Annotated in this window: 16 protein-coding genes and 1 tRNA gene; 3 read left to right on the top strand and 14 right to left on the bottom strand. The window is 37.7% G+C overall.

Translation table 11 applies throughout. The features are described from left to right. Positions 1–7 precede the first annotated feature (7 nt). The 7 genes from frr to rpsB form a co-directional block, all read right to left on the bottom strand. Positions 8–568: a ribosome recycling factor gene (gene frr / locus AAHF87_RS00855; protein ID WP_342146352.1), complete on the bottom strand. Its 561-nt coding sequence runs from the start codon at positions 566–568 to the stop codon at positions 8–10. Positions 569–570: 2 nt separating this feature from the next. Further along, positions 571–1296 carry a UMP kinase gene (gene pyrH / locus AAHF87_RS00850; RefSeq protein ID WP_425288008.1) on the bottom strand — a complete coding sequence of 242 codons (726 nt, stop codon included), beginning with the start codon at positions 1294–1296 and terminating at the stop codon, positions 571–573. Positions 1297–1444: 148 nt separating this feature from the next. Beyond that, positions 1445–3343 carry a hypothetical protein gene (locus AAHF87_RS00845; RefSeq protein WP_342146349.1) on the bottom strand — a complete coding sequence of 633 codons (1899 nt, stop codon included), beginning with the start codon at positions 3341–3343 and terminating at the stop codon, positions 1445–1447. Positions 3344–3496: 153 nt separating this feature from the next. Continuing rightward, positions 3497–4192 (bottom strand): hypothetical protein, encoded by a 696-nt coding sequence (locus AAHF87_RS00840; protein ID WP_342146348.1) that lies wholly within the window; start codon positions 4190–4192, stop codon positions 3497–3499. Positions 4193–4419: 227 nt separating this feature from the next. Then, positions 4420–4797 carry an ankyrin repeat domain-containing protein gene (locus tag AAHF87_RS00835; protein WP_342146346.1) on the bottom strand — a complete coding sequence of 126 codons (378 nt, stop codon included), beginning with the start codon at positions 4795–4797 and terminating at the stop codon, positions 4420–4422. Between the two features lie 88 nt (positions 4798–4885). Continuing rightward, positions 4886–5785 carry a translation elongation factor Ts gene (gene tsf / locus AAHF87_RS00830; RefSeq protein WP_342146344.1) on the bottom strand — a complete coding sequence of 300 codons (900 nt, stop codon included), beginning with the start codon at positions 5783–5785 and terminating at the stop codon, positions 4886–4888. Between the two features lie 4 nt (positions 5786–5789). Continuing rightward, positions 5790–6578 (bottom strand): 30S ribosomal protein S2, encoded by a 789-nt coding sequence (gene rpsB, locus AAHF87_RS00825; RefSeq protein ID WP_342146343.1) that lies wholly within the window; start codon positions 6576–6578, stop codon positions 5790–5792. A gap of 262 nt (positions 6579–6840) precedes the next feature. On the opposite strand from rpsB, the gene wrbA reads away from it, so the two are divergent. Beyond that, complete coding sequence (gene wrbA / locus AAHF87_RS00820; protein ID WP_342146342.1) at positions 6841–7434, top strand: NAD(P)H:quinone oxidoreductase; 594 nt, start codon at positions 6841–6843, stop codon at positions 7432–7434. A gap of 12 nt (positions 7435–7446) precedes the next feature. On the opposite strand, the gene AAHF87_RS00815 is transcribed toward wrbA, so the two are convergent. Further along, positions 7447–8610 (bottom strand): phosphotransferase, encoded by a 1164-nt coding sequence (locus AAHF87_RS00815; protein ID WP_342146340.1) that lies wholly within the window; start codon positions 8608–8610, stop codon positions 7447–7449. A gap of 735 nt (positions 8611–9345) precedes the next feature. Between AAHF87_RS00815 and AAHF87_RS00810 the strand changes: the two genes are divergently transcribed. Further along, entirely contained in the window at positions 9346–14211 is a 4866-nt protein-coding gene (locus AAHF87_RS00810) for a pentapeptide repeat-containing protein (RefSeq protein ID WP_342146339.1), read from the top strand. A gap of 55 nt (positions 14212–14266) precedes the next feature. Here AAHF87_RS00810 and hda read toward each other — a convergent pair whose 3' ends face one another. Further along, positions 14267–14962, bottom strand: a complete 696-nt coding sequence (gene hda / locus AAHF87_RS00805) for a DnaA regulatory inactivator Hda (RefSeq protein WP_342146338.1) — start codon at positions 14960–14962, stop codon at positions 14267–14269. Next, positions 14956–15555, bottom strand: coding sequence for a CDP-alcohol phosphatidyltransferase family protein (locus tag AAHF87_RS00800; RefSeq protein WP_342146337.1), 600 nt, complete (start codon positions 15553–15555; stop codon positions 14956–14958). The genes hda and AAHF87_RS00800 overlap by 7 nt, the downstream gene beginning before the upstream one ends. Before the next feature lie 35 nt (positions 15556–15590). Between AAHF87_RS00800 and AAHF87_RS00795 the strand changes: the two genes are divergently transcribed. Then, complete coding sequence (locus AAHF87_RS00795) at positions 15591–15911, top strand: HU family DNA-binding protein (RefSeq protein WP_342146336.1); 321 nt, start codon at positions 15591–15593, stop codon at positions 15909–15911. Positions 15912–16084: 173 nt separating this feature from the next. Here the strand turns inward: AAHF87_RS00795 and cgtA are convergent, their stop codons facing one another. The 4 genes from cgtA to AAHF87_RS00775 all read right to left on the bottom strand — a co-directional run bounded on the left by cgtA (position 16085) and on the right by AAHF87_RS00775 (position 18001). Beyond that, the gene (cgtA, locus tag AAHF87_RS00790) at positions 16085–17101 is read right to left on the bottom strand and encodes an Obg family GTPase CgtA (RefSeq protein ID WP_342146334.1); all 1017 of its coding nucleotides are present in this window, start codon (positions 17099–17101) and stop codon (positions 16085–16087) included. A 173-nt stretch (positions 17102–17274) separates the two neighbouring features. Next, the gene (rpmA, locus tag AAHF87_RS00785; protein ID WP_342146333.1) at positions 17275–17559 is read right to left on the bottom strand and encodes a 50S ribosomal protein L27; all 285 of its coding nucleotides are present in this window, start codon (positions 17557–17559) and stop codon (positions 17275–17277) included. A 12-nt stretch (positions 17560–17571) separates the two neighbouring features. Beyond that, positions 17572–17877 carry a 50S ribosomal protein L21 gene (gene rplU / locus AAHF87_RS00780; protein WP_342146331.1) on the bottom strand — a complete coding sequence of 102 codons (306 nt, stop codon included), beginning with the start codon at positions 17875–17877 and terminating at the stop codon, positions 17572–17574. Positions 17878–17925: 48 nt separating this feature from the next. After that, positions 17926–18001 (bottom strand) — tRNA-Asn (locus AAHF87_RS00775). Positions 18002–18020: the final 19 nt, after the last annotated feature.

Below are 18020 nucleotides of genomic sequence, written 5' to 3'. Positions count from 1 at the left end.
GTCGAAATTAAATTTGCATTAACTCTTCTTCTTTAGTCTTTGCTATCTTTTCTACTTCAGCGATATTTTTATCAGTCATTTTTTGTATCATGTCTTTAGCGCGACGTTCTTCATCTTCAGTAATGAGCTTTTTCTTAATCATTTCTTTAAGCTGGTGATTCGCATCTTGACGATAATTACGAATGGATACGCGAGCATCTTCTGCTTCTTGTTTGACCAATTTACTCATATCGCGTCGACGTTCTTCGGTTAGCATGGCTAAAGGAACACGAATAACATTGCCTGCGGTTAACGGATTTAAACCTAAATTAGATTGAATAATGGCTTTTTCGATAGTGGGAATAGACGATTTTTCCCAAGGCGTAACCAACAAGGTTCGTGCATCAGCGACGGTAATACTCGCCACATGATTCAAAGGCACTTCTTTACCGCCATATTGAGGAATGCGTAATTGCTCTAATAAACTCGGATGCGCCCTGCCGGTGCGTAACTTGGCTAAGTTAACTTTTAAGGCTTCCAATGCTTTTTGCATCCCTTGTTCGGTTGTTAATTTTATCGTTCCTATCATAATTAATTCCTCTTACTCACTAGTGTACCTTTACTTCTACCTTGCAAAATATCTAATAATGCGTTTTTGCATTTAATATTAAATACCAGTATGGGTAAATCATGATCACGACATTGCGAAAATGCCGATAAATCCATGATACCTAATTCTTGTTCTAAGGCTTTTTCATAGCTGACATGGGAATATAGCACCGCTTTAGCATCCTTTTTGGGATCAGCGCTGTATACACCGTCAACATGCGTTGCCTTAAGCAATAATTCGGCACCGATCTCGATACCCCGTAAACTCGCTGCAGAATCGGTACTCACCAGGGGGTTTCCCGTACCACCGGCAAAGATAACCACATAGCCTTTTTCTAAATAACGTATGGCTTTGTAGCGTTCAAAAAGTGGCGCAAAACCACCGATGGGAATCGCTGACATGATTTTAGCTATTTTTTTGTGCTTCTCAAGCGAATCACGCAGCGCTAACGCATTGATTACGGTGCCTAACATACCCATTTGATCGCCGGTAATTCTATCAATACCGCTACGAGCTAAGACTTCGCCACGGAAAAGATTACCCCCACCAATCACGATACCTATTTGCACACCTAAATCCACTGCAGCAACAATGTCAGAAACAATACGGTTAAGCTCTACTGGATCCAGCATTTGTGCCGTCTCCCCATGGAGCGCTTCCCCACTGAGCTTAAGCAAAACACGTCGATATTTTAATGGATGTGCCATCATAAAATAATAGATTTAAAGAGATGGGATAATAACCTATGCAGCGCAGTGTTTCTAGCCCGAAAGTTAAACTAATAGCGATGTCAGTAAGAAAGTTATAAAAAACATTCTACTTAGAAACTAAGCAGGCATATTCATATATTTATGTTCAGGGGGTGAGTTGTAGCGCATTGCTTTGAGGAAAATTATTAAGCTGCTTTTCTAATTGAATGACCTTCTTCAAAGAATCTGTAAAAAAGAAACTATTACTGGTCGTTATTTTTTGTAACCCAAGTAGCTTAGCCAGATCTACTAACAGCTTCTTCCATCCCCGGTGTTTTCCTAATTTGGGCCTCGCAATGTTAATCTGTTGGTTACAACGTTCTTTGAAAACATCGATAGTGATACATCCTTGTTCAAAAAAAAGTATATGAATTTGCAAATTTTCGACCAATCTTTGAACAGAAGTGCCTGCTTCCGGAAAATCCCTACTATTGAGCTCTGAAGCTTTTTTAATCAAAGCCTCAATCTCAGTTTGAGAAATCTTAAATTTTGGTTTATCGACAAGTTGGGGAGCGCTAAAATCCACTTTAACAAGCGCAAGCTTTTTGCTAAGTTCAACTCTGACGTTATATGCTTGCTGTTTTAATGAGCTTAATAATGGCTCGGTCTTTTCAAAATGCTTTTCAATGTGCTCTGCAATTTCTGCATAACACTGCGTCAATATTTCTGGATTTTTGCTTAGAAATGCTTCGGCATGTTCATCTTCTAAGAATAATGCTAAGCAAATCTTACTGCGTGTAATATATTGCTGTGTTATTTCATGCAAATTAGTCTCTGTATACACTTTCTGTGCCAGTGCAAACACAATCTCTGTTGTTAATAGACTCAGCTTTAATCTGGCATATAAGGTTTCCTGAAGATATTTTTTATCTTGTTGAACATGAGGAAGGTCATGATACATTCCATTCCGACCCAATAATATATTTTTTGCGTAGGCTTCCTTTGAGATAGTCGGATGCAGAAAACAGAGATCAAAATCAATTTTTATTAAGTAATTATATTGAAAGTCTTTTGAAGAAAAACCAATATTTTCTATATTAGGATCACTTTCTCCCACATAATTCTGTACTTCATTGATGATGCCAGTACCAGGAAAAACTCGCTTTTCCACTTCAACAAATCTTTTTCGTCCATCCCGAATACTAGGCTCTGCCGCAGAAATAAAACCCGCTAGCTCTCTTGAACCGCCAAAGCCATTATTGAGCAATCTTTCTGAGGAAAAATGTTTTGTACTGACTAATCTAGCTATCTTTGAAGCTAAAATACCATGGGCAGGACGTGAGGGATTCAAATAAAGTAATTTTGAACCATCCGCTTTAACCGCCAAAAAAGTTCGATTGCCTAGATCACCTTTATGTATCTTAGAAACTCGCCGCAACAGATAATAATCTGCATGATTTTTAATTCCTTTGACGAAGTTAATTTTATTGCTAGAAGAACCTAACGGATAGCATGGCTTGGCTAAATTAATCCCATGAAAATTATCACTTTTTGGAAATACCCCAACTATAACCAGTATGTTTATAGCGCAAGGAATAAGCGAAGTAATAACATTATAGTCTTGCTTTTCTGGATCGTGAGTTTCAGGATAATATTCTCTAAGGGTACTGAAAACATTAGGATAATTAAATAGACGATAGCTATTAATAACACCTATAAAATCTTTAAACTTGAAAAGACACTTAGGAATTGGCTGCTGTTCTCTTACACTATTCTCGATAGCCGCCAATGCCTGCTGAATCCCAGACTCATGAGTGTTGTAATTAGCTATGCAAGCTTTTAATAACTTAATGTAGATTTCTTTTTGAATATTCTCGTTCTTAGATTCTAAAAGCTTAAAAAATTCTTTAAATTCTGCATCGCTTATTTCCGAAAAACTCTTAAATTTTCTTAAGAAAACAAAATTTTTATCGATAGGTACATTTGAATTTGGGTCTTTAAATTTAACCTGCTGATTTGCATGTAAATCTTTCACTTGAGCAAACGGTATTTTTTTTTGTCCCATATCTTCATTTATTATTGAGTTATTTTTTGTTTATTTAATTTAATCTTAATATATATTCAACCAAAAATAAACCAAAAAATCCAACACACAGCAAAAATAAAAAAAGCTCGCCATGCTGAAAAATCAGTGTGAGAAGTGAGAAATGAAAAAAAATTAACTAGCATTTAATGATAAAGGTTGCAGGTTGTTAATATTTAGGACTTGAAAGCGTTGTTCAAGACGAGTTAAGGTATTATTTATTTCATCGAGTCGCAGTTTATCAACCATGGCGGCATGAATATCCGCTTGTTTTTCTAATACCTGCCAAAATTCTCCCAACCAAGCTTTTACCACTTTTTCTTTTAAGCACGGATAATCTTTTTTCATTTTCGGCCAAAGTAAGTGCCAATCAGCTGCAAAAAATATTTGTAAAGCGCATCGCATTCTTTCGAGATTTTCCGCCAACGCCGCATGATGCTTCGCATTAAAAGGCAAGCATAAGGATATATGATCGATTAACTTAATTTGCTTTCTATCAGGATGAGATATAATTCTTACTAAATTTTCCATTAATTTTGGTGCACCTTCTTGTAGATGCTCCACTCGGTCATCCATCGGATCAATCAATAGGCCACTATTCCAAGTTTCAGGTTCATCACGGCCTTTTTTATTGATAAGAATAAAATTATGCCCTCCTGGACCCCTTAAATTAATAGCCTGCATCCATTGCAAGTAGCCTTTTTTCTCAGTTAATAACAACTGATTAAATGCTACGGCAACCTGTTCATCACAGCGGCCTATCTGTAAAACTTCCGCTAAGGAACTATGTATTATTCTGAAAGCAAGAGAACATGAAACTGTATCTTGCAATTCTTCAGCAATTTTTTTATCTATGCTTAAAAGCAGATCTTGTAAAGCATCAATACGATAATAATCGGCATCTTTTTCTTTCCATCGCGATGCAGGACTCGCTTGTTGATGAGGAAATGCTACTTGGCCCCAATTAGGAGCACCGTAAGGAAGCGCTTGCTTAACATAAGCATTGATCTGAGATAAGTCTTCGATGGTTAAGCATTCATCGCTGATATTTTGTGTATTCAGCTCAAAAGAATAGTTTTTTTAAGTTGGTTTTTTTGAAGCAATACTGATGCTTGCAATGCATTTTTCTGCATACTTAATAATTCTTGCCATAGTTCTGCCGTCGATAAATGTGTAATAATATCAACCGCTTTTTTGCCTGCGCTATTGACTTGATGACAATCGATGTGTGGTTGATTAAAAAGAAATTCTAGGATGTCATCATGAGCATTTTCTGATGCTAAATGTAAAGCAGTATTACGTTTTGCATCCATAGCGTTCAACGTATAGGCATCACAATTCTTTTTAACTTCCTCTAATTTTCCTTGTGCCGCAGCCACCAGGAAACAGATGCATTTTCTTCTTTGTTCTTGGGAAATGACATTATTGTTAGGCATGCATTAATTCCTTTTATTTAGATTGTGCTCCCAGCAAGAACTTGACGCATTTAAGATACTTAAATGCGCCAGTTCGATTAAAAAAAGCTTAAGAAGAACTCTTAACTTGCGCCATCACCGCTTCAGCGAAATCTTCGGTGGGTTTTTCTATGCCTTCGCCAACGGCAAATCGTACAAAGCTGACTATTCTCGCTCCGGCAGTTTCTAAAAGTTGTCCGACACGAATATTCGGATCCTTTACAAAAGCTTGGCCTAATAAACTCATTTCATCACGGAATTTATTCAGTCGACCTTCTACCATTTTATCGATTACCGCTTGCGGCTTACCGCTGCCCTGAGATTGCGCCATAATAATTTCGCGTTCTTTCGCCAAAATTTGTTCAGCAATATCATCCGCGGAAATAACCATAGGATTATTAGCAATAATATGTAAGGCTAAATCTTTAGCCAGCTGTTCATCACCGCCTTTTAATTGCACAATAACGCCGATACGCCCCATATGCACATAGGATCCCAGAATAATATCAGTCTGCGCTGCAACAAGCTGTAGACGTCTTAACTGAATATTTTCGCCCAATTTCGCAACTAAGGCTTCGCGAGTTTTTTCTACACTCTCGCCGCTATCAGCACACGTAGTGTCTAACAATGCTGCTATGTTAGTGATCTGAAGATCCAATGCACATTGTGCAACTTTCTCTACAAATTGTTTAAAATTTTCATCACGTGCGACAAAATCCGTCTCGCAATTGACTTCTAAAATGACTGCAGGACCCTGCGCTGATTTTGATTTAATCACAATTAAACCTTCAGCGGCGATACGCCCTGATTTTTTCTCCGCTTGAATTTGACCGGATTTACGCATCGCCTCAGCGGCTGCATCCAGATCACCGCCTACAGATTCTAAAGCCTTTTTGCAATCCATCATGCCTGCCCCAGTTCGAGCACGTAAAGCCGAAACCATGGCGGCCGTTATTATTGTTGGCGTCATGTGCTTATCCCTCTTTTCCTTCGGTAGATTTAGCCGGTTCCACTACAGACTCTTGGACCTCAGCTTTTTCTACTTCAGTCAGTGTTAAGTCAGTCGGTTTTTTTGCAGCAGCGCGCGCGTCTAAAACAGTGTCCGCTACCATTTGTGTATACAGTGTAATCGCACGGGCTGCATCATCATTACCGGGAATAATATAATCAATACCTTCAGGTGAATGATTCGTATCGACAATACTAATCACGGGTATTTTTAGCTTTTGTGCTTCACAGATGGCAATATGCTCATAACCTCTATCAATCACAAATAAGGCATCCGGCAAGCCACTCATATCTTTAATGCCGCCTAAACCGCGTTCCAATTTATCCATTTGCCGCTGCAAATTCAGCGCTTCTTTTTTAGTCAATTTCTCAAAACTACCATCTTGGCTTTGTGCTTCTAATTCTTTCAGTCGCTTAATGGACTGACGGATGGTCCGATAATTAGTTAACAAGCCGCCTAACCAGCGGTGGTTAACATAAGGCATACCGCAGCGTAATGCTTGTTCTTTCACTAAATCCTGCGCGGCACGTTTAGTTCCGACAAACAAGATTTTACTACCCGGTCTAGCCGCTATTTTCGCGATATAGGTAAGGGCTTCAGTAATATATTCTCGGGTTTTTTCTAGATCGATGATGCTAATACCATTGCGCACACCGTAGATATACGGAGCCATTTTTGGCTCACGAAAACAAGTACGGTGACCAAAATGGACACCGGCTTCAAATAACTGTCTTAATGTTGCTGTTGCTGACACTTTATGTAATCTCCAATTGGGTTAAACCTCCACCTCGTATCGCCTCAAATCAAGCAAGCTTTTTTCAAGGTCTAATATTTGAAGACTATGTTTGACAAGGGTGTGCCGTCATTTAACGACACACCCCTAATAGCCACCCTCAAATAATGTAGATAACTAGGTGTGTGAAATAATCGCTTTTCAGCGCGGTGTTTTATACCATAGAATGACTTGTTGCATCAACATCGAGCCCATCCTATCAGGACCTCGCAAAGGAGAACCCATGCCCTATCTACTGGTACTTTACTACAGCCGCTATGGTGCCGTGGCAAAAATGGCCCAACAAGTCGCGAGAGGCGCAGAGTTTATAGAAGGTATAGAAGTAAGAATTCGCACCGTCCCTAATATTTCGACGGTGTGTGAAGCCGTGGAAGAGAAAATTCCAGCCACCGGCCCTCCCTATGCCACACTCGAAGATGTTCGAGGCGCGATCGGCATCGCCTTAGGCAGTCCGACGCGTTTTGGTAATATGGCCGCTCCTTTAAAGCATTTTATCGATAGCTTAAGTGGTTTGTGGTTTTCAGGTGAACTAGTCAATAAACCCGTTGGCTTTTTTTCTTCGACGTCTAGTCTACACGGCGGACAAGAAACCACACTGCTGAGCATGATGCTGCCAATGATCCATCTCGGCATGATCGTGGTAGGCATTCCGTATACGGAATCCGATTTAAGCACCACACAAACCGGAGGCACACCTTACGGACCAACGCATATGGCTGGTAAAGATAGTAAAAATCCGCTGAGTGACGAAGAAAAACGACTCTGTCTAGCCTTGGGTAAACGTTTAGCGCACATTGCCTTGAAATTAGCCATTTGAAAGATAGCTCATTTATGGTTTTTTCGCTGGTTTGTATACCGATGTAATGTGAGGGTCATTTTCATGCGTCAGTCTAAAAAATGAGAAATAACCGCTAGGATACGTAAACTCATGCTGTCCCTCCAACGGTTTTACAATATCTTGCCGGGCTTCAATAAGCGGTAGATTAATGTCATGTAATGCAGTTAAAGTTTTTTTAGTATAATGCGTGATGGTCTCGTTAAGAATTTTTCTTTCCTCACTATTACAAAACTGGCTATTATACTTGCACCAAACGACTATAGAAAAATGATTTAATGGCTCAAATAGCTGAATACGTTGCTTAAGGTGTTCAATTTTTTGTTTAGATAAAAAAATGTCAAAAGCATTCTGATAAGTGTTAATAAAAAAACTTTTTTGCTCTGCATTAAAATTATCAACACTGAAAAGTCTGGCTATATCATAGGCCGGATCAGCAATACTAGAAAGCTCCCAATCTATTAATTGCATAACACCCGCTACTTTAATGAGATTATAATGATGTAAATCACCGTGCGAAGCACGTTTGAAAATCTTAAATTTATCAAGCACCTTTCTAAGCACCTCTAATCTTTCCAATATAGCGTAATCCTCTTTGCTTAACGCAGCTTTTACGTGTTGAAAATTTGGAGATAATTTATCTACAAGAGAGATTGCAGATCCTGAATTTTCTTCAAAATAAGATTGAGAGTAATGGAGGCGTTTAACTAAATTAGCTAAAGCAATTAACTGTGGTGGACACTGAAAAGCATCTAAGGGATAAACTTGATAATTTAAAATAAAATGTGTCACTAAGATATGATGTTTAGCATAATTCGCAGCTACAATTAAGGGGGTGAGATCAAATAAACTAGCTTGGAGTATATTTCTAACTTCAGCAGCTTGATTGCAATGGTAGGGATTATTCAGTTTTGAAAAACGTAAAACCAGTTTATCAGGTGAATAATGATAAGTTTCATTAGAATACCCACCGGTTATCTCTAAAAAATTGGCGTCTTGAGTTATTTTCAGTTTTAATAACTTTATTAATAGCTTTTTATTATATAGCACGGTGATTTTTTCTGGTACATCTTCTTTTTCATTTTGCAAGTGAATTAACATGTCAACTAGAGGCTGATCTTTTTCTTGAACAGAGTTTGTTACTACTTTTTTTAACATAAATCTTCCACCATAATTACAGGGTTGGTTAATTGACATCCATCGAATAGAAATTACTGATATACTTATTCGGCTTGATTGCTAGTTACGTTTAGTCATGACATGTCAACATATCAGTATATTTAAATTTTTTTATACTATTATAATTAATTTATAAAAACAAAATTTTTTTATAAATTAATTATTTATGTTTGACCAAACTATTTCATTAACCCGTTAATATATGATATAAATAATTAAATTTCGATGTAATGGTTCAAAATTACTTTGATAATAATATTTTAAAATTTTTTATTATCTTGACAATGTACACTTTAGGTTAATCAACAATAAAAAAGTAGCCAAATCAGAAACTCCCTTGGCTGAGTCTTATCAAAATAAAGTGGGAACTGCACGACGAACTAACGATTTATTTTATGTGCGCAGAAGAAAAGATTGCGCAATAAAAAGATCTATTTTTCATTTACGTAATAAAATGTGCCAGCACCTGTTATCCAAGTCGTTTTGTTTTTTTTAATCTATTCCAGATAACCAGTATGATTACTTAATAGTAAAAAAATCTGCGTATTTTTACCATCTAGTACAATTGATCGAGAATAATGGAAAAATTTTAATTGGAGGTTTGGCAAAAATATTGTTATGGTAACAATTAGATTTATAGTTTTAAAATAGTTTCACTAATCGAATGGTTAATTTACGTTGTATACTTAATCTGGTTTTATCAAAAGTACATTTATGTTTAAAGATGCACTACTGTCCCAAAAATTCTTCTCAACGTTAGATGTTGATTCTGAATTAACCGCTTCATTTAAAAAAGAAAGAGATGAGATGGCGCGACTTATAAAAAATATATTATACCCAGCCGCGCATGAAGGAGCAGTTTACTATTTAGAGAAACATAACAATAGGGCCGCGTTAAACGATTTTATTCAGTCCGAAAATTATCCGATATTGCAATCCCAACTTCAATTTATTATTAAAAGGCTTAAAACCTGGGGAGAGCACTATCAGCTTGAAAATAATAGCTTAGATGATTTTCTCATTAAACTAAAAACCCCGAGTGAAAAAATAACTTTATTATATGCTGACGGCAAGCGTTCACTCGAAACGCTAACTATTTTGCTTGAGGATCCTCAAATTGATTTAGAACTGCGTAAAACCGTCTACATTCAGCTATTGGCCGATAATGAGCTATCTAAATGTATTGATGGTTGTTATACGCGCATTGTAACCAGTACTCAACAATTACAAACTTATCGAAATAGTCCCAATCAAGTGAACCGCTGGATTCGTGCCTACACCACTGATATTGCCAAAAAAGTAGCCGGTCAGCGTCCCTTCGCTATGCCTGAATCATTCCAAATATTAGTTTGTCGCACGTTGGATATCCAAGTAGCAGCGAATGAACTCCATGCGAGTAATTATTTATTATCTCAAGCCAAAGAAGAAGGCTATCCTATTGCGGTGATAAATGATATCGGTGCATTGGAGATCGCTCATAAAATGAAAACAGCCCGCAAAAATAAAATCGCCGAGCTCTATATGGATGATTTATCCGCTGCAGTAAGTGCTACTGACTTAGTTAATGTTATTGCAATGCGCTTACATACGGAATTTAGCCAAATTCTCGCGGATCCAAGCAAAGAATATTTTGAAAAAATAAGTGCTATTGAAACTAAACTTAAATTAATAGGTTCTGATCCGGGTTTTTTACTCGAAGAAATTCTAGATGCAGAGTCATTCACGCTGAAAACAGTCGATAGTCTAAAAATCACTACAGAAAGACGATTAAGTGAAAAAGATTGGTTCAAACCTATTCAGCCAGGTAAGTTAAACATCTCGTTTAAACTTTATTCTTATTATAATTTTCCAGATAACATTGAATTAAACTGGTTTGTAAAAGAAGGTGAAAGTACGCGCTATCGATTTTTTGATTTAATTAACGATATTGATCTCGGATTAAGCACTGACCTTAAATTTCAACTGCTAATGTCTTTACTGCGAACTCCTCACTATATCAATAGTGCTAATAATTTACAGGTATTATTAGAAAAAAATTCATTTACAGGCTTGTTAGCGGACATCATTCCCACGCAACGAATTGTAGAAATTTTAAAATCCAATGGGGATGCTTTACTATTTGTTAATATTTTAAAAAAGCTCGATCAAGATAAAGGCAGCGAAGTAATAGCAAAACTTGGTAGACCATTTATTTCTAACATAATTTTCGAAGGTAATTTTAAAGCTAATATCGATCGTCTTTTTTTTTGGCTAGAAGAAAATTACTTTCAGGATCGTTATAATTCACTTGCTCATACAGAAGGCTTACTGGTTACTCAACATTTGTTCCAGCAAATCATAAAAAAAGGCTATCGAGATTTTGAGCGCTTTCTGTTTTATAGATTAAAGTATATAAACTATCTTGATCATATTGATTTTTCTTACTGCCAGCTAGACCGAGCCTTTTTCTTTCAAAAAGTCAGTGATTGTACGTTTGATCATGCCTCTTTAAAAGGTGCGCTTTTTGATGCAAGACTCGCTTTTAGTTCCTTTAGAGGCGTTGATTTACGCAAAACTAGATTCATGCCTCCGATCTATTATCCTTATTATAAATTAAATTTAAACGCAGCACTGCTGTCTACCGAATCATTTCAACAATTACTCTCTGCAGGGATAGATATTTTTTCAGGATCCGATTTAACTGAGGTTGATTTTCAAGTTATCCTACACAGAAAAAGCTTAAAATTAGATTTTTCTGGTGTGAATTTAGAAAATAACAATTTAAAAGAACTAGATTTTAGTCAAATAAAATTATATAGCAGTAATCTAAGAAATACTAATTTAGTCTATAGTCTATTTAGCCATACGCATTTAGATGAAAATGTCATTATAGAAGGTGCGGAATTAACCCGATTCGCTGCGTTCACGGATTTTCTTAAGGCTGGCATTAAGCAATTTAATAAATGTAAAATTATAGAATTTGATACTTTTCTTCAAATAGATGTGCTGTCTATCTTAAAAATTGAAGGCGTTAGTTTTAGAGAGACACAGTTTTTAGGTCATTTAAATGATATTGACTTTATAACTTGCGATCTAAGGCATGCTAAATTTACTAATTTACCTTCTGCAACGGAGCCAGCCCTACTGACTAATATAAAATTTCAGGATTCTCGATTAGAACATAGTGAGTTTCATCACCTCCAATTTGTAGAACCGTTTAAATTTCAAGCCAGTGCTTTAAGGGGTGTGAAATTAGAAAATATAGAAATGCCTGCTTCAATTTTATTTAAATTTTACTCAGGTGGACAACGTAATTTTAACAACGTACGAGCATTGAAGGGAAAAATCCCTGATAAACTACCTCCTATGCCTTTATTAGAAGCCCGTTTATCAAAAGAGGTTTTTATTCATTTATACAGACAAGGTTTACGCGATTTTAGATCCAGTAATCTCTATGGTTTTATACTGAGCGAAATTTTGGAAAAAGAAGCTATTCCACTGATTGATCTGAAATTGGAAGGTGCCGACTACCAACAATCAACGCTGAGTTGTGCAAGCACTAGCCATAGCTCAAAGCACGCAAAGAGAAGTTTATCGCTACTGCCTATGCCCTCAAGCTGTAAATTTTATGTCATTATACAAAAACCCATGTCAAAAAAAAATGTGGCTTGGCAAAATCTATTAGAGGGCCCTTTTGCTGATAATAAAAATGAATTCTTCAAAGAAGTTGTGTTAGGAACTAAGCCGCTTTATTTGTTAGAAAATCCAGATATTCTTAATTTCTATTGGGGTTATGATCCTGATCATGAGGCATTGATTAACGCAATCGCTTTTTTAAGCGAAAGTACACAGCTGATGCAAAGAGAAAAAGCACAACTTAATTTTTACTTTACATCGACAAAAGCAGAGGGAACAGTAAAGAATTTTGCTCAAATTTTATATCAGTTCGGCTTTCGAAAAGGTCAACTCATTTATCCTACTGAAAAGAATAAATTGACTGCGTTGGATTTAACTACCCATACTGTTTCGCTAAGTTATCCTAAAAAACTTCAGGATAAGTTACTCTCTGTAAATAAAAAATTAGCTATAGCTCCCACGCTTGCAAAAAGCACACCATCCTATATACAACATGCCATTGCTAATATGAAAACAAGCTTGAAGGGAAGCGTCCGTTATAGCTTGAAACAAGGCATGCAGTACGATCTTGCACTAGTTTTGATGGATCTTATCTCGGTTTGGTTATACCAAGCAAATACGCCCGAAGCTAAACAGTTAGATGTAACAACCAAGTTAGCTTTACGAGAATTTGCCAGCCAAACCGTTGACCGAGAAGCAATCAATCACCGCGCCAATGAACATCAACATAGTTTGACACTCCGACTCGCACTACAATGTATCGAGCGTGGTGAATGCTCGACTCCTGAGTTGGTGCAAGCCAATATTATGGATACCTTACAAACCCTAAAGCCGGATATTCAGGTTGGCTTCGAAATAATGGGGGAAAAAATTAAACAAGCTTTTGATGACTTAGGTAGATGTATTACTGATAAATTTAATGAGATTGAAAAAAATTTCAAATTAACCGCTTCAGTGTTCACTATGCTAGAGCAGTATAAATCATCGAGTGACTATAAAAACTCAAAAAAACCCAAAAGAAAATTATATAATTGGTATGAACAGCCTTATTTGACCTATTTAATTAAATACGTTGAAATAGCTTTTATTGAATTAGGTTATGATCTTAATCTGGATCCTAATTTTTCAGAGTCTTTATTAGCCGGATATTTGCAGGATTTATGGTCGGCTTTAATCAAGCAAGGGGTGTCTAATCAGACACCTCCACAAATTATTTTACAATTATTAGAAAATGAATCATTCAGACAAAGTACGTTTGATGGCACTTATTTAAACAATACTAAAACTTTTTATCCCCTAGGTGAATGGAGTAAAACTGAATTAAACTCGACTGCTCAAGATTTAATGAACAAAACTATAATAAATAGTACTAGCCTACCGATAAATAGTTCAACTAGTAACAATAAAACCAGAAAAAAAAAATCGGTGCCGGTATTCACACCAACAAGCACATCTCACTTAAAGAGTTCAGCAACACGATCCCTAGGCTTTATAAATACCATGGCACATCATGTGAAGAATTCTTTTTACGCATTAAAGGCTAGAATGCCACTCTTTGACAAGCTGCTCGATAGACAAGAAAATAACATGCACTTATTAAGTTGGCAATCACCTATCAAGGCAAACAGCATCAAATATACGATCCCAACAATTACGTCGGAAGTTCCATTACCTAATACTCATGCTTTATCTCCTGTACCTTATACACTCGATACTTTTAACAGCGGACTTTTTCTAGCTAATTATGCATTAAAATTATTTTTTAAAGCAAAAAATTCTAAACAAGATAAAAAAAATAGTGTATCCGCTAAAAAATCCAGAATAAAACTGATTTCTAAGAAACAACGCCGCTATTATCCAAGCCATTTTATTTTTTTTAAATCCATTTTAGATGACCAAACAAACTATTTACAGGAAAAAACAGTATACTTTTTAAGTCTAGAACGATTGATTTCGCTAGGATAATGGGAAATTTTAATTAGGTTTTAAGCATAAGTATTTTTATGCTAAACATTTAAATTTATAGATTTAAAATCGTTTTCACTAAAGGAATAGTTAATTTACGTTTTAAACTTAAGCTGGCCTTATCTAATTGTTCTAATGCTGAAAAAAGCGCTCGAGAATCGCGCGGAAGACGGTGTAATAAAAATTGTCCTACTTCCTCTGAAAACTCTAAGCCTCTCAGGTAAGCACGCTGCTGTAAAGCAATGAGTCTCTCTGTGTCATTTAATTCACGTACTTGAAATAAAACGCCGCTGGACAAACGTGAAATTAAATCCGGCAAGGAGAAATTTAATTGCTGCGGACTATGCTTAGCCGCAATCAACAAAAAACGAGATTGTTCTTGTAAGCGATTATAGAAATGGAATAAGGACTCCTGCCAACTACTATCGTCCATAATACTATCTAGTTCATCGATACACACCATATCAACTGATTCTAAGCCGCGCAAAATTTCGCTACACTTGTTTTTTTTTAGTGTACTTAAAGGCAAATACGCGACAGAAAATCCTTGTTGTTGTGCGGCATGACAACAGGCTTGCAGTAAGTGTGTGCAACCTGCACCCGGATTACCCCAAATATAGATATAAGGCTCACCCCTTTTTAGCACAAATTGTTGTAGGGAATTTAATAGAATAGCATTCTGACCGATATAAAAATTTTCAAAACAACATGCATCAGGCGGTTGGATGGGAAGAATGAGCTGTGTTAGCATTGCTTTTGATTCTTAGCGCTTAATTTTTTACTCGCTAACTTTAAATAGTAAGCCGCTTGCCAAAACCACATCCAGGTATATTGGATAAAACTCAATAATGTAGTAACAAAAACCGCCTCTATAATACGTGGAATTAATTCGGCAGGGATATCAAAAAAAGCTAATTTAATAATGAGTAAACTCACTAAAACTAATTGAAAAAATGTATTTAACTTGCTAATCCAAACCGGCTTATAATCTAAAGGGCCGACCCAATAGCGATACAGCAAAGCGCCGCCCATAATCCAAATATCGCGCCCTATCACCATAACCGTTAACCATAAGGGAATTTGCTGTAAATAAGCTAACACAACAAAACTGCCCATGAGTAAGAGCTTATCGGCCAAAGGGTCCAATAAAGCGCCTAAAGGGGTGGTCCAACCAAAAAAACGTGCTAACAAACCATCTAAGCCATCACTCAAGCCGGCTACCACAAACAAATAAAAGGCCAGGGGATAGCACTTTGTCAATAAGGCCCATAAAATGGGACCTATTAGGATAAAGCGCATACACGTAATCAAATTAGGCAGATGACGTAGTTGTATTTGCATCATTTTTTTGGCTTAATCAAACTTATCATAGGTGATCCATGCTGAAACCAGAACTCATTAACCAACTTATATTAAAGTTTCCTCAACTTCAGGCTACCACTGTTAAGAAAAGTGTAGAGCATTTAATCGAACTGTTGGAACAAACATTATACCAGGGCCATCGTATAGAAATACGCGGCTTTGGAAGTTTCTCACCCCATTATAATGCAGCACGAACTGCTTTTAATCCGAAAACAGGAGAACATTTTTTAGCTCCAGAAAAATATCGCATCCATTTTAAAATGGGAAAAACGCTCAAATATTGTGTTAACAAACCTACTCATCACACTAAGCAAACTGAACTAAATCCTGTTGAATAAACTAGCATTATCAATGCGAGCACGTAAAACATCTCGTCAGCAGAAACACATTGTGACTCTCGTCTTACGAGCGCGCGGCAACCACCGTCATTGCGAGCGCGTAGCGCGCGGCAATCCATGGTTGAACTCACCCTCACCGACGTTTCGACCTCGCATGTCGTTTAATCGCTACGTCATTGCTGTGCATTTTGTTCCAAAAAATCTCCAAGAGCATAACATAATGCTTGCGTCCCGACACGCTGTAAAGCCGAAATTTCAAATAGCGGGACATGCTCAGGAACTTGAGTTTTTATATATTGCACATACTCGTGCAACTCTTCAGCAGAAAGTAAGTCTATTTTATTCAACACTAGCCACCTAGGTTTGGCAGCTAATTCAGGGCTATATTTTAACAGCTCATTTTCAATCAAGGCCATATTTTTTAATGGATCACTGCCATCGATGGGTTGGATATCCAATACATGCAGTAATAAACGCGTACGATCCAGATGCTTAAGAAAGTTTATACCTAAACCTAAACCTTCGGCAGCACCGGTAATCAATCCCGGAACATCTGCCATCACAAAACTACGTCCCGCTTCTAAGCGCACCACACCTAAATGCGGCTGCAAGGTAGTAAATGGATAATCAGCTACTTTAGGCGTCGCCGCCGATACCGCTCGTATCAGACTCGATTTTCCGGCGTTCGGCAAACCCACCAGACCTACATCCGCCAACAATTTCAACGAAAGCTTTAGTCGACGACTTTCGCCGGGATGACCGGGTGTAAATTGCCGTGGACTGCGATTAGTACTGCTTTTAAATCGGGCATTACCCAAACCATGCCAACCGCCTTTTGCGACACATTGCGTTTGCTCTTTGATCGTTAAATCACCGATCAATTCTTGCGTATCCGCATCAAAGATTTGGGTACCGACAGGCACGTCTAGAAAGAGATCAGCACCCTTTTTCCCGGCGCAATCACTGCCTTTACCATTTTCGCCACGGGCAGCTTTATAGAGGCGATTATAATGAAAATCAATCAGTGTATTGAGGTTAGCCGTGGCTTTTAAGTAAACACTGCCGCCATCGCCGCCATCGCCGCCATCGGGCCCACCTAAGGGGATAAATTTTTCGCGACGAAAACTAACGCAGCCTGCCCCGCCTTTTCCTGCTTCTACTAGTATCTCAACTTCATCTAAAAATTTCATAAAAAACCCCGCTGAGCGGGGTAACCATTAAAAACTATTAAAAACTATTTTTATTTATATATATAAAACTTCGTCATGGCGAGGCAAGGCCGTGGCCATCCATGGATTGCCGCGCACCTTCGGTGCTCGCAATGACGAGGATTGGTCGCCTACCTCGCGCAAGGACGAGGAAATTAAGCAGCGTGTTCAGCCGACTCTGCTAATGCAGGAACTACATTCACATAACATCTTAGCTTAGCGCCTTTACGGGCAAACTTAACCACGCCTTGCACTAAGGCAAATAAGGTGTGATCCTTGCCGATACCGACATTATTACCTGGGTGGTAATGTGTTCCTCGTTGACGGATGATAATATTGCCTGCTTTAACCGATTCACCACCGAAGTGTTTTACACCTAAGCGTTTTGAGTGTGAATCGCGACCATTGCGGGTACTACCGCCTGCTTTCTTGTGTGCCATGGTGAGTATCCTCTATAAAATCTCGGTAATTTTTACCGCTGTATAATGCTGCCGGTGGCCCATTTGCTTTCTATGGTGCTTACGGCGTCGAAACTTAATAATAGTGATTTTATCACCACGACCATGCTCCACGATAGACGCCTTAACCTTGGCCTCAGCTAAAAAAGGTGATCCCACTTTGACATCGGTCTTATTAGCCAGCAGTAACACCGGAAACTCAATGATTTCGCCGACCTCTGCCGATAGCTTTTCTAGCTTAATAATTTCGCCTTCGGCGACCTTATATTGTTTTCCACCAGTGGAAATAACTGCGTACATTTATACTCTCCAAATCAGGGTCTGTTACAAAATCTTTAATGATGATACTGGCTCCCCGAACAGGACTCGAACCTGTGACCCAATGATTAACAGTCATTTGCTCTACCAACTGAGCTATCGGGGAATTTAAAGCCGTTAAGGCC

This window comes from Rickettsiella endosymbiont of Aleochara curtula, assembly GCF_964030935.1.
Taxonomy (GTDB): domain Bacteria; phylum Pseudomonadota; class Gammaproteobacteria; order Diplorickettsiales; family Diplorickettsiaceae; genus Aquirickettsiella.
The sequence above is the reverse complement of the archived record's forward strand: the minus strand, read 5'-3'. Positions and strand labels throughout refer to the sequence as shown.

Coding starts and splice junctions, on each gene's coding strand:
- frr (WP_342146352.1), bottom strand. CDS start 568: ATGATAGGAACGATAAAATTAACAACCGAACAAGGGATGCAAAAAGCA.
- pyrH (WP_425288008.1), bottom strand. CDS start 1,296: ATGGCACATCCATTAAAATATCGACGTGTTTTGCTTAAGCTCAGTGGG.
- AAHF87_RS00845 (WP_342146349.1), bottom strand. CDS start 3,343: ATGGGACAAAAAAAAATACCGTTTGCTCAAGTGAAAGATTTACATGCA.
- AAHF87_RS00835 (WP_342146346.1), bottom strand. CDS start 4,797: ATGCCTAACAATAATGTCATTTCCCAAGAACAAAGAAGAAAATGCATC.
- tsf (WP_342146344.1), bottom strand. CDS start 5,785: ATGACGCCAACAATAATAACGGCCGCCATGGTTTCGGCTTTACGTGCT.
- wrbA (WP_342146342.1), top strand. CDS start 6,841: ATGCCCTATCTACTGGTACTTTACTACAGCCGCTATGGTGCCGTGGCA.
- AAHF87_RS00815 (WP_342146340.1), bottom strand. CDS start 8,610: ATGTTAAAAAAAGTAGTAACAAACTCTGTTCAAGAAAAAGATCAGCCT.
- AAHF87_RS00810 (WP_342146339.1), top strand. CDS start 9,346: ATGTTTAAAGATGCACTACTGTCCCAAAAATTCTTCTCAACGTTAGAT.
- hda (WP_342146338.1), bottom strand. CDS start 14,962: ATGCTAACACAGCTCATTCTTCCCATCCAACCGCCTGATGCATGTTGT.
- AAHF87_RS00800 (WP_342146337.1), bottom strand. CDS start 15,555: ATGATGCAAATACAACTACGTCATCTGCCTAATTTGATTACGTGTATG.
- AAHF87_RS00795 (WP_342146336.1), top strand. CDS start 15,591: ATGCTGAAACCAGAACTCATTAACCAACTTATATTAAAGTTTCCTCAA.
- cgtA (WP_342146334.1), bottom strand. CDS start 17,101: ATGAAATTTTTAGATGAAGTTGAGATACTAGTAGAAGCAGGAAAAGGC.
- rpmA (WP_342146333.1), bottom strand. CDS start 17,559: ATGGCACACAAGAAAGCAGGCGGTAGTACCCGCAATGGTCGCGATTCA.
- rplU (WP_342146331.1), bottom strand. CDS start 17,877: ATGTACGCAGTTATTTCCACTGGTGGAAAACAATATAAGGTCGCCGAA.